The sequence below is a fragment of the Pseudomonas sp. Marseille-P9899 genome (assembly GCF_903166565.1).
Classification (GTDB): Bacteria; Pseudomonadota; Gammaproteobacteria; order Pseudomonadales; family Pseudomonadaceae; genus Aquipseudomonas; species Aquipseudomonas huaxiensis.
The window spans coordinates 1,406,387-1,418,207 of sequence record NZ_CAESCG010000001.1 but is presented as its reverse complement, the minus strand read 5'-3'; the positions used below and the strand labels follow the sequence as shown (position 1 = coordinate 1,418,207).

The window sequence follows — 11,821 nt, the reverse complement described above, 5'->3', positions numbered from 1 at the left end:
CCGACAACTAAAAATGAGGTCAGCCTGATGGAATCCGCAATCGACAAGCATTTGATGTGTCCGCGCCTGCGTCCGCGCCGCATCGACGATGACTACACCCCACCATTCCCGGCCTGGGTCGGCCGGGCCGACGCCGAGGTCAGCCAATACGTGATGGCCTACTTCGGCGTGCAGGGCAAGGGCGAAAGCCAGTTGGGCGCGGTGTGCGCCGCGCTGCGCCAGATCGTCCAGCACCTCGGGCTGGACAACGCCCCACGGCACTACGACATGGCCCACTACGTCGATGCCGCCGGCTACGACAACATGATCGCTATCGCCTATTGGGACGACCCGGCGATCTTCCAGCGCTGGGAGGCGGACGAGCGCGTCGCCGGCTGGTGGAACGCCGCGCAGCGCGAGCAGGACGGCCTGGGCTACTTCCGCGAAATCGCCAGCCCCGGCGTCGAGCGCTTCGAAACCCTGTATGCCATGCCTGTCGGCATGGAAGGCGTCGGTCTGGCGATGGGCACCCGCAGCGGCGAAATCCAGGAGCATGGCTACTGGGGTTCGATGCGTGACCGCGTGCCGCTGTCGCAGACCGATGCAATGCAGCCCAGCGGCGACCTCAAGGCCAGTCGCGAACCGGCGCGGGTCAAGGTTGGCGGGCATGAAAACCTGGTGATCATCCGTTCAGGCCAGGACTGGAGCGAAACCGTCGAGGAGGAGCGCGACCTCTACCTCGGCGAGATGGAGCCGGTGCTGCGCGCCGGCATGGACTTCCTGCGGGACGACGGCTTGCCGGTGGGCTGCTACAGCAACCGCTACATGCAGCACATCGACGCTCGCGGGCAGCGTGAGGAAAAGAGTTTTTCCGTCAGCCACTGGCGCTCGATGTCGCACCTGGAGCGCTGGTCTGAATCGCACCCGACCCATATCGAGATTTTCGGCACGTTTATGCGCATGGTTCAGCGCCTGCAGGGCGAACTGAAATGGAAGGGCTATCACGAGGTGAGCGTGCTGCGCGCCGCCGACCAGCATTACGAATACATCAACTGCCACCCTGGCACCGGCCTGTTGCGCGGCGTCTGAGCGCAGCGAAGGAGAATCGCATGAGCAAACACAACAGCGCCGTGGCAGCGTCCGCGGCGGATCGCGCCTTCGCCCTGAAGCGGGCCCTGGAAGAACAGGGCCTGCTGCCCGAAAGCTACGTCGAGCAATTCACCGAGGTGATGGAAAACGATTTCGACCCGGCTAACGGCGCCCGCGTGGTGGCCCGCGCCTGGGTCGATCCGGCCTACCGCGAACTGTTGCTGCGCGACGGCACTGCCGCCTGCGCGCAGTTCGGCTACACCGGGGTGCAGGGCGAGTACATCGTCGCCCTGGAAAATACCCCGACGCTGCAGAACGTCATCGTCTGCACCTTGTGCTCGTGCACCGCCTGGCCGGTGCTCGGCCTGCCGCCGGACTGGTACAAGAGCTTCGAATACCGCGCCCGGGTCGTGCGCGAGTCGCGCAGCGTACTGCGGGAAATGGGCCTGGACCTGCCGCACGAGGTGGCGATCCGGGTCTGGGACACCACCGCCGAAACCCGCTACATGGTCCTGCCGTTTCGGCCTGAAGGCACCGAGGGCTGGAGCGAAGAACAGCTCGCCAGCCTGGTGACCAAGGACGTGCTGATCGGCATCGCCCGGCCCGAGGTCGGTGTGCATGCCGATCACGGCAAGGGAGGGCACTGAAATGGACGGCATCCATGACCTGGGCGGCGTGCAGGGCTTCGGCCCGGTGGCGCATACCGCCAACTCCCTGAGCTACAAACCGGTGTTCCACGAAGACTGGGAACACCTCGGCTACAGCCTGCTGTTTCTCGGGGCGGGCGAGCTGGGGTTGTTCAACGTCGATGAACTGCGCCACGCCATCGAACGCATGGAGCCCCGGCAGTACCTGACGTCCAGTTACTACGACCGGATCGTGGTCGGCACCGCCTCGTTGTTCGTCGAGAAGGGCGCGTTGCAGCAGCAGCGCCTGGAGCAACTGGCGGGCGGCCGTTATCCGCTGGCCTTGCCGCTCGGGCCAGGGCGCGAAGCGCAGCCGCCGCGCGAGCCTTTCGCGGTGGGTGATGAGGTGCGGGTGCGCGACGAATTCGTCTGCGGCCATATCCGCATGCCCGGCTATGTGCGCGGCAAGCGCGGCGTGGTACTGCACCGCACCACCCATGCCTGGCCGTTCCCCGATACGGTGGGCCACGGCCAGCAGAGCCCGATCGAGCCGACTTATCACGTTTTGTTCACCACCCAGGAGCTGTGGGGCGATGCCGCCGATGACGGCACGGTGGTGGTCGATCTGTTCGGCGGCTACCTGGCTTTGTGCGAGAAGTCGCCGAGCGGTGATCAGGCAAGGCGAAAACAGGCGAGGAAGCGGAGTTGACTGGTTGTCAATGAGCATTCCGAGCCTGTTTTCAACGCAGCCTGATCGCCGCGCAGGCACTTCTCGTGCAAAGCCCTGCTCCAGGCTTGACGAACAGTGTTGGTGTGGCGAGTCCCCGCACGGACGATCAACCCCTCGCCACACCGTTTTTCTTCTTTTCAGCGAGATACCCTCATGGCCATTCGCAGACCCGATCCGACCGAACTCGACGACATTGCCGCCGACTTCGGCATCTCCCTCACGCCGGCGCAACTGGCGGGCTACCACGCCGCGTTGCAGGCCAACTTCGACGCCTACGACCAGCTCGATGCGCTGCCTGACTATCTTCCCGCCGTCCGTTATCCGCGTCAGGACGTTCATCACCCCGCAGCCGGCGACAACCCGCTGGGGGCCTGGCAATGCAAGGCGCTGATCCGCGGCCAGGCTGCCGGGCCGCTGGCGGGCAAGCGCGTGGCGATCAAGGACAACATCGCCGTCGCCGGCCTGCCGATGCTCAACGGCACCTTCACCCTCGATGGCTACACGCCGGAAGTGGACGCCACGGTGGTCACCCGCCTGCTCGACGCCGGGGCAACCATCACCGGCAAGGCGGTCTGTGAGGCGCTGTGCTTCTCGGGCGGCTCGCACACCTCGGCCAGCGGTCCGGTGCACAACCCGCGCCGCCACGGCTATTCGGCAGGCGGTTCATCTTCCGGCTCCGCTGCGCTGGTGGCGGCGGGCGAAGTCGATATGGCGGTGGGCAGCGACCAGGGCGGTTCGGTGCGGATTCCCGCCGCGTACTGCGGCGTCTACGGCATGAAACCGACCCACGGGCTGGTGCCCTATACCGGTGCCATGCCGATCGAAACGACCCTTGATCACCTCGGACCGATCACCGCCAACGTGCGTGACAACGCCCTGATGCTCGACGCACTGGCGGGTGTCGATGGCCTGGACCCGCGACAGGCGTTCGTTGGCGCTACGGGCGGTTATGTCGAGGCGCTGAACCTTGGTGTGACGGGCCTGCGTATCGGCGTGCTGCGCGAAGGTTTCGGCCAGGCCAATTCGGAGGCGGTGGTGGACGAGGCGGTGCAGGAGGCGGCGCAGGTGCTGCGCGGGCTGGGTGCCAGCGTTGCGCAGGTGTCATTGCCGATGCATGCCCAGGGGCCGGCGATATGGCTGGCGATCGCCGCCGAGGGCGCAACGCAGCAGATGATGAAGGGCAACAGCCATGGCTTCAACTGGCGCGGGCTGTACCTCAACGGCATGATCGGGCACCACGCCAGTTGGCGCGAGCGCGCCGATGAACTGCCGGACACGGTGAAAACCACGATGATCCTCGGCGAGTACATCAATCGGCATTACCAGGGCCGCATGTACGGCAAGGCGCAGAACCTGGCCCGCGCACTGCGGGCGGCCTATGACGACCTGTTCGAGGATTTCGACCTGCTGCTGATGCCGACGCTGCCCCTGCGCGCCACGCCACTGCCGGGGCCGGATGCCGGGCTGGAAGACACGCTTGGGCGGGCGTTCGAGATGCTTGGCAACACCTGCGGCTTTGATGCCACCGGGCACCCGGCGATGTCGATTCCATGCGGCGAAAGCGACGGCTTGCCGATCGGCCTGCAACTGGTGGGGCGCTACTTTGGCGAGAGAGAGATTTACCGAGCGGCTTATGCGTTTGAGCAGCGTTCTGGCGTGGGTGAATAGTTGAGTTTGAGGCCCCAATCGCTGGATGGGTATCTACACCTCTCGCAGGCAGCACAAGACGTCAGATCGCCTCGTGCTGTGGGAGCGATTACCGGACGCCGGACCGCCTAAAACCATCCAGCACCCTGTTCCTGCCTGGCCTGGATCTCACATTCAGGCGTCTTGGCAAACTAAGTGCGCAAATCAAATGTTAATTGATGATGCTGAATCAAAGGATAGGCTCCGCTTGATAAGCGGCTGACGAGCATTAATTGCAATTTCAGCCAAAAAGTAGCGGGCTTTGATTCACAAATGCTATTCATGGCCAACCTTCAACCCCCTCTCTCCATGACGGAGTGACACTGACATGCAATATCGTCTTGATCTGCAGAATGCCTTGGACAGCACTGAAAACTTCATTGTCTTCCAGGCTCCCCCTTCCGCTGGTGGCCAAGTCTTCGTGCAAACCAATGTCCTTGCTAATTGCCAGATAGGGCCAGGGGAGATCGTAACGTTGGCAATCACGGCGCAACCTTTTGCATGCGCACAAATGCGGACATCACCTCTTGAGTTCGGCCAGGTCTCAGGTGGTGCAATCACCTCTATGCCAATAAACCTGACAGAGATTCCCTTTCTAGCAGGTAACTCCACTGCGCTGACGGTTGACCCGCTAGGTTTTTCGCCCGCCATCCCAACTGACAACGTGTGTATTGGCGCATTCCTTGTTGCATCGCCTGCTCAAGTTGCAGAGCCCATTAACCTTGGCGTTGGTTACTCGATTGAATGTGGGAATGACAGCACGATAGTGCTATCCGGTTACTGGCTGGCACAGCCAAACCAGGTTATTGAGTGCGAACCCGCTCCAGTCTTCTATGTCGCAGCGGCTGGCGGTTCAAGCGGTTTTCCCCCTGAGGGATTCGTTCCTGGAGCTGTGATCGACTTTGCCGGGGTAGTCACTGGCGCACAGATCTGCGATTTCAGCAGATTTCCGATGTTCACCGTGATCCGCAATAGTGGCTGGGTTCTTCTCCCCTCCGAGCAGAATTGATTGTCCCGGCAAAAACTCAAACGCTTGCATCTGGATTTCAATGAAGGAAAGTCGCTTTCCGGCCATGCCCGTGGCCTGGACAGCCATCTCGTGGGGGACGGTTTGGGCCGCTATGCGGCCCTTCGCGGCGGTCCGGTGAATCCGCTCCTGTCGGCTAGCGGTTTGCGATTGCCTGGGAGATGTGTAGATACCCATGCTCATCGCCGGCAAGCCGGTTCCCACAGCTGCACGCAGGCGCATGTGGGCGCTGGCTTGCCGGCGATCAGGATCACAACAGACTCAACGGATACTCCACGATCACCCGGGTCTCATCCAGATCCGACTCGAATTGCGTCGCCCGTGTCGTCGCCTGGCGCACGCGCAGCGACAGGTCCTTCAGCGACCCGCTCTGCACCACGTATTTCACCTCGATATCCCGCTCCCAGCGCTTCTGGTCAGTGAGCGGGTTGCCGTCGGCGTCGCGTCGCATGTAGACACTGTTGGCATTGGCGTAGTCGGCGTCGGTGCCCTTGCCGTAACGGGTCATGAAGCTCAGGCCCGGCACGCCATACGACGCCATGTCGAGGTCGTAGCGCACCATCCACGAACGCTCTCCCGGCGAGTTGAAGTCGCTGTACTGGATCGAGTTGTCGAGGTAGATGGAGTCGGACTGGCGCAGGTAGTCGAAGTCGTCGTCGCCGTTGTTGCGCTGGTGGGTCAGCGCCAAGGTGTGGGCGCCGAAGCGCAGGCCCAGCTTGCCGCTCCAGATGTCGTTGGTGAACTCGCCGAGCAGTTGCTTGCCTTCGTCCACCGCGCGGTAATAGTTGAAGCCCGCCAGCAGGGTGAGGTCATTGCTAAGCGGATAACTGAAGGCGGTGCCGAGGTAGTGCTGGTTCCAGGCGTCTTTCAGGCGGCTGGTGTACAGGCTGACGCTGGCGTGCTCGGTCAGTTGGTAGTCGCCGCCGACGTAGCCGACCCACGGCGCGTTGACCGGCCCGCCGTAGAAGGTGACGAAGTTGTCGCGCAGGTTGCTCGACACCGGCTGGCTCATAGCGTGCAGCCGGCCGCCTTGCAGGGTCAGGCCGTCGACGCTGGTGTTGGCCAGCGTCACGCCGCGGAAGGATTCCGGCAGCAGGCGCGAGTCGCCGTAGGACACCACGGGCGTGGTCGGGAACACGTCGCCGACCTTGATCACCGTGTCGAACACCCTGGCTTTCAGCGCGCCACCGACCTTGCTGTAGTCATCCCGGGCGTTGCCGTCGCTGTCCACCGGCAGCACATCGAACGAACTGCGTGCGCCATTGCGTCCGCCGCCGGTATCGAGTTTCAGGCCGAGCATGGCGAAGGCATCGACACCGACGCCCACGGTGCCCTGGGTGAAGCCTGATTCGAAGCGGGCGATCAGCGCGTGCGCCCACGCCTCGGAGTAGCCGGCGCCACCGGGGGCGTGCGCGCCGTTGCGGTCGTCGCGGTTGAAGTAGAAGTTGCGGTTCAGCAGCGTCAACTGGCTGCCTTCGATAAAGCCTTGCTGTTCGTCGGTTTGCGCGGCACCGACCACGCTGCTGAAGCCCGCTGCGGCCGTAAAGGCCGCCAGGGAAAACCGGGTACGTCTGTTCATGATTGCTCCGTAGTCCTGGCAGTTTTTATTGTGGGGATGGCACGGTCGGTTGTTATTGATCGAGTGACCGCGCGGCATCATTGCCGGGGGAAACTAACGGGGAGGTGAGGGGGGCATTACGATTCTGAAAGGTGTTATTGGGGTCGCGTTGCGACCCTTCGCGAGCAATCTCGCTCCCACAACCAACTGAGCGGCTTGTAACCCCCATGGAGCGAGCTTGTCGGGATACCGAACCGTCGCGAAGGGCTGCCAAGCAGCCCAGGGGGGCAATCAGTAAAAAGATTGAAATAAGAATGATTCGCTATTAATGTGCCCCCGCGTTCGCCACGCCAACCCGTGGCGTTTTCCTGCTGCGGGGTTTGGTATGTCGCTACATGAAGCGGATTCGATCGTTCCTTTCGAGGTGCTCTATGGCACTCACCACGGCTGGCTGAATGGCTGGCTGCGGCGTTCGGTCGGATGTTCGCAGCAGGCGGCGGACCTCGCCCAGGACACCTTCGTGCGCCTGTTGGTGCGCGGTCAGCCGGTCAGTGACCGGGCGCCGCGGGCCTTGCTGGCGCGTATCGCCCGCGGGCTGGTGATCGATCACTGGCGCCGCGACGCGCTGGAACGGGCGTATCTCGAAGCCCTGGCGCAGTTGCCGGAAGCCAGCCATCCCGCCCCGGACGTGCGCCATGAAGCCTTGCAATGCCTGGAGCGCATCGCCCGTTTGCTGGATGGCCTGAAGCCCGCGGTGCGCGAGGCCTTTTTGCTGTACCAGCTCGGCGGCCTGACCCACGACCAGATTGCGCGGCAACTAGGCGTCTCCAGCCGCACGGTCGAGCGCCATGTCGCCAGCGCCCTGTGGCATTGCTATCAGGTGTGCTTCGAGGACGCCTCATGAGCGCGTCCGGTCAGCCGGTTCCGCAAGCCATCGTGCACAAGGCCATCGAGTGGCAGATGCGCCTGCGCGGCAATGCCGGCAACACTGAATTGAACGAGCAGTTGCAGGACTGGCTGCGCCGCGATCCCCGGCACCAACTGGCCTGGCAGCGCCTGCAGCAGATGGCCGGGCTGTTCCAGGCCAGCCAGTTGCCCGACGCCGGGCAGACCATCCCGCTGCTGCGCCGCGCCGAAGCCGATGTGGGACGTCGCCGCGCGTTGAAGCTGCTTGGCCTGCTGGTCGGCGGCACGGCGCTGGTGGCGGTCAGTTCGCCTCCGGGCTGGCGCGCCGACTACGCGACCTTCACGGGCGAGCGTCGGCGGCTCGGCCTGGGCAACGGTACCGAGATTGTGCTCAACACCGACAGTTCGGTGGATGTGCAGGGCGGCGAACTGCTGCTGCGCTCCGGTGAGGTGCTGGTGGAAGGCGCGCATTGGCGGGCGCGCTGCCGCTTCGCCCAGTGCACCGGGCAGGATGCGCGGGTGCTGCTGCGCGAGCGCGACGGCTACAGCGAAATCCGCGTCGACCGTGGCGAGGTCCAGGTCTCCGCCGCGGCCGGGCAACGCCTGTTGCGCGCGGGCGAGGGGCTGGGCGTCTCGGCGACGAGCATGACCGCGCTGGACAAGGGTGCCTTCGACCCCTTCGCCTGGACCCGCGGCCTGCTGGTGGTCAGCGACATCCGCCTGGCCGACTTCCTCGCCGAAGCCGGGCGCTATCGCCAGGGCTGGCTGGGCTGTGACGCGGCGGTGGCGGACCTGCGCCTGTCCGGGGTGTTTCGCCTGGATGAGCCGGCGTCGATGCTGGACAACATCACCCATTTGCTGCCGGTAAAGGTGGTCGAACGCACCCGTTGGTGGGTGCGCGTGGTCGCCGTTTAAAAAAAACGAAAAATTTCTGTCGGACTTCAAGGACTCGTCCGGTTAGGGAAGATCACTCCCTCATTTGGACTCCGTCATGCGTTCTGCCCGACCCCAGCCATTGCCGTTCCAGCCCCGTCATCTGCCCCGCGCCGTGTGCCTGGCGATCGCCCTGGGCGGCGGCGTCGCCAGCCTGCCCGTGCTGGCGCAAACCGCGGCGCCGGCCACGGTCGCTCCGGCCATCGCGGCCGGTCCGCTGGGCGCGGCGTTGAGCACCTTTGCCGAGCGGGCGGGGATCATCCTCTCGTACTCGCCGCAAGACGTGCGCGGCCTGAACACCGCAGGCCTGGCGCAAGGCGGCTCGCTGGAAGACGGCCTGGCGTCCCTGCTCAAGGGCAGCGGCCTGGTCGCCCACAAGACCGCCTCCGGCTATGTGGTGCTGCGCGCCGCCGATGCCAGCCTGCAATTGGCGCCCACCAGCATTGAAACCACCGCGTTGCAAAGCGCCTTTGCCCCGGTGCCGGGCTATTTCGCCAGCAATGCCAGCAGCGCCACCAAGAGTGACCGGCCGATCCTCGAAACCGCCCAGAGCATCAGCGTGGTGACCGCCGAGCAGATCGCCGACCGCAAGGTCAACAAGGTCGAGGATGCTGTGGCCTATGCCGCCGGCGTGCGGGTTGGCAGTTCGGGCCTTGATCCGCGTTTCGACAACATCCAGGTGCGCGGCTTCGAGACCACCATCGCCGCCGACTTCCTCGACGGCTTGCGCCAGCCGGGCAGCGGCTGGCTGTCGCTGTATTCCACCGAGGCGTACAACCTGGAGCGCATCGAAGTGCTCAAGGGCCCGGCTTCGGTGCTGTACGGGCAGATCAGCCCCGGCGGCATGGTCAACCGGGTGAGCAAGCGGCCGAGCCTCCTGGCCAAGAACGAGGTGCAGGTGCAGGGTGGCAATTACGGTCACGAACAAGGCCAGTTCGACATCGGCGGCAAGCTCGACGAGGCGGGCGATGTGCTGTTCCGTACCGTGGGCCTGTACCGCGACTCCGGCTACTCGGTCGAGCAGATGGACAACCAGTCGCGCCTGCTGGCGCCGTCGTTGAGCTGGCAGATCGATCCCAACACCAGCCTGACCCTGCTGGCGCAGTATCAGGAACGCCAGACCGCCGCCTCGCCGATGCTCTATCAGGAAGGCGACCACCTCACCAACTTCTGGCAGGGCGACGAGTACTACGACAAGCTCCACCAGCGGCAGTGGACCTTCGGCTACGAGTTCGAGCACGCCTTCAACGAGACCTTCAGCCTCCAGCAGAACCTGCGCTACGGCGAGGTCGGCACCACCAACCAGTACCTGCAGCCCACCGGTTCCAGTGACGGCCACACCCTCGACCGTTACGCGGTTGGCCTGTACGAAGACATGCGCTCGGTGACCACCGACACCCGTCTGGTCAGCCGCTTCGCCACCGGTGACGTGCAACACACCCTGATCAGCGGCGTGGATTACGCCTGGCTGGACACCTCGCTGCTCTACGCCTGGGGCCCGGCACCGAGCATCGACCGCTGGGCGCCGGACTATCACCAGCCGGTGACCCGCCCCACCGACGCACTCGCCGACCAGGACGGCATCGAGCAGCGCAGCGGCCTCTATGTGCAGGACCAGATCGAGCTGGACCGCTGGCGCCTGTCCGCCGGCTTGCGCCGCGATTGGGTGCATGTGCGCCGTGACGACAACCTGACCGGTATCAACACCAAGACCAGCGACTCGGCCACCACCTGGCAGGCGGGCGTGCTCTACCTGTTCGACAACGGCCTGGCGCCTTACGCCAGTTACGCCCAGTCGTTCCTGCCGGTGACCGGCAACAATGCCAGCGGCCAGCCTTACAAGCCCACCGAAGGCGAGCAGTATGAAATCGGCCTGAAATACCAGCCGCCGGGCAGCAGCACGCTGTTGACCGGGTCGCTCTATCACCTGACCCAGACCAACGTGCAGACCCGCGATCTGCTCAATCCGTTGAACAACGTGCAGACCGGCGAGCAAGTTTCCCGTGGCCTGGAACTGGAAGCCGTGTCCGACCTCGGCGAGCACCTGCGCATGACCGCCAGCTACAGCTTCAACGACGCCGAAGTCACCCGCGGTAACAATGGCGACCAGGGCAAGGTGCCGAAAAACGTGCCACGCCACCTCGCGTCGCTGTGGCTGGACTACAAGCTGCCGTTCGGCCTGGGTCTCTCCGGCGGCGTGCGCTACACCGGCAGCACTTACGGCGACCCGAGCAACGAGGTGAAGAACGAGGCCTACACCCTGGTCGACGCCGGCATTCATTACGACTTCGGCGGTGGACTGGACGGTGTCCGTCTGGGCGTCAACGCGCGCAACCTGTTCGACGAGCGCTTCATCAACTGCCAGGACGGTTACTGCTACCGCGGTGAAGCGCGCAGCGTGGTCACCAGCCTGAGCTACCGCTGGTAAGGGGAGGGAAGCGCATGTTCAAGTCAATTCTGAAAATGGCCGGCGCCTGTTTGCTGGCCGCCGCCTCGCTGGCCAAGGCCGACCCGGTGACGCTGGACGGCACCGAGCAATGGCTGATGAAGAGCGCCGAAGGCCGCGAGTACCGGATCATGATCAGCCTGCCGGAAGGCGATGTGCCGTGGACCGGCGGCTACCCGGTGATCTACCTGCTCGATGGCAACGCCTATTTCCCGGCGTTCCATGCCGCCAAGCGGGCGCAGGACCGCTTGCGCGGGGCGATTCTGGTGGGCATCGGCTATCCGAGCGATACGCCGCTGGACTTCGTCCGGCGCGCCTACGACCTGTCGCCGCCAGCCCCGGCGGAGCGCAATGAGCCGCCGCAGGGTGGCCAGGACGTGTTCCTCGACTTCATCGAAAAGCGCCTGATGCCCAAGGTCAACGAGCGCTTCAAGGTGGACCAGGACCAACGCAGCCTGGTCGGGCATTCGTTCGGCGGGATGTTCGGCATCTACACGCTGTTCACCCGTCCGGCGCTGTTCCAGCACTACGTCGCCATCAGCCCGAGCCTGTGGTGGCAGGATCGCTACCTGCTGGCCCACGAGCGGGCATTCACCCGCCAGGCCCACGCCGGCAAGCTGGACCTGATCCACCGCAGCCTGACCCTGATCGCCGGCGACCGGGAAATGCCGCAGGAAATCCAGGATGTCCGCTCGCTGCAACGGCGTCTGGAAGACCTCTCGCAGTACGGCCTGCGCAGCGATTTCCAGATCGAGGCGGGCGAGGACCATGCAGCGATTCCGTTCCGCGTGCCGAACCGGGTGCTGGACGAGTTGATGAGCACGCGGCGCTACTGACGGCG

At 64.5% G+C, this 11,821-nt stretch carries 10 protein-coding genes; 9 read left to right on the top strand and 1 reads right to left on the bottom strand.

Annotation, left to right across the window (positions count from 1 at the left end):
- The first annotated feature begins 27 nt into the window (after nt 1-27).
- The 5 genes from HWV67_RS06300 to HWV67_RS06280 all read left to right on the top strand — a co-directional run bounded on the left by HWV67_RS06300 (nt 28) and on the right by HWV67_RS06280 (nt 5,119).
- Nucleotides 28-1,068: a phenylacetaldoxime dehydratase family protein gene (locus HWV67_RS06300; RefSeq protein WP_110973244.1), complete on the top strand. Its 1,041-nt coding sequence runs from the start codon at nt 28-30 to the stop codon at nt 1,066-1,068.
- A gap of 20 nt (nt 1,069-1,088) precedes the next feature.
- Entirely contained in the window at nt 1,089-1,715 is a 627-nt protein-coding gene (gene nthA, locus HWV67_RS06295) for a nitrile hydratase subunit alpha (RefSeq protein WP_110973243.1), read from the top strand.
- Nucleotide 1,716: 1 nt separating this feature from the next.
- Nucleotides 1,717-2,403 carry a nitrile hydratase subunit beta gene (gene nthB / locus HWV67_RS06290; RefSeq protein WP_175650410.1) on the top strand — a complete coding sequence of 229 codons (687 nt, stop codon included), beginning with the start codon at nt 1,717-1,719 and terminating at the stop codon, nt 2,401-2,403.
- Between the two features lie 174 nt (nt 2,404-2,577).
- Complete coding sequence (locus HWV67_RS06285) at nt 2,578-4,092, top strand: amidase (protein WP_175650409.1); 1,515 nt, start codon at nt 2,578-2,580, stop codon at nt 4,090-4,092.
- Nucleotides 4,093-4,438: 346 nt separating this feature from the next.
- Complete coding sequence (locus HWV67_RS06280) at nt 4,439-5,119, top strand: hypothetical protein (protein ID WP_175650408.1); 681 nt, start codon at nt 4,439-4,441, stop codon at nt 5,117-5,119.
- 268 nt (nt 5,120-5,387) lie between these two features.
- Here the strand turns inward: HWV67_RS06280 and HWV67_RS06275 are convergent, their stop codons facing one another.
- Entirely contained in the window at nt 5,388-6,716 is a 1,329-nt protein-coding gene (locus tag HWV67_RS06275; RefSeq protein ID WP_175650407.1) for an OprD family porin, read from the bottom strand.
- A gap of 364 nt (nt 6,717-7,080) precedes the next feature.
- On the opposite strand from HWV67_RS06275, the gene HWV67_RS06270 reads away from it, so the two are divergent.
- The 4 genes from HWV67_RS06270 to HWV67_RS06255 all read left to right on the top strand — a co-directional run bounded on the left by HWV67_RS06270 (nt 7,081) and on the right by HWV67_RS06255 (nt 11,816).
- On the top strand, nt 7,081-7,599 hold the full coding sequence (locus HWV67_RS06270; protein WP_175650406.1) for a sigma-70 family RNA polymerase sigma factor: 519 nt from the start codon (nt 7,081-7,083) through the stop codon (nt 7,597-7,599).
- Nucleotides 7,596-8,516, top strand: coding sequence for a DUF4880 domain-containing protein (locus tag HWV67_RS06265; RefSeq protein WP_175650405.1), 921 nt, complete (start codon nt 7,596-7,598; stop codon nt 8,514-8,516). Before HWV67_RS06270 ends, HWV67_RS06265 begins: the two co-directional genes overlap by 4 nt.
- A gap of 76 nt (nt 8,517-8,592) precedes the next feature.
- Nucleotides 8,593-10,962: a TonB-dependent siderophore receptor gene (locus HWV67_RS06260; protein ID WP_175650404.1), complete on the top strand. Its 2,370-nt coding sequence runs from the start codon at nt 8,593-8,595 to the stop codon at nt 10,960-10,962.
- A 14-nt stretch (nt 10,963-10,976) separates the two neighbouring features.
- Nucleotides 10,977-11,816 (top strand): alpha/beta hydrolase, encoded by an 840-nt coding sequence (locus HWV67_RS06255; RefSeq protein ID WP_256680023.1) that lies wholly within the window; start codon nt 10,977-10,979, stop codon nt 11,814-11,816.
- Nucleotides 11,817-11,821: the final 5 nt, after the last annotated feature.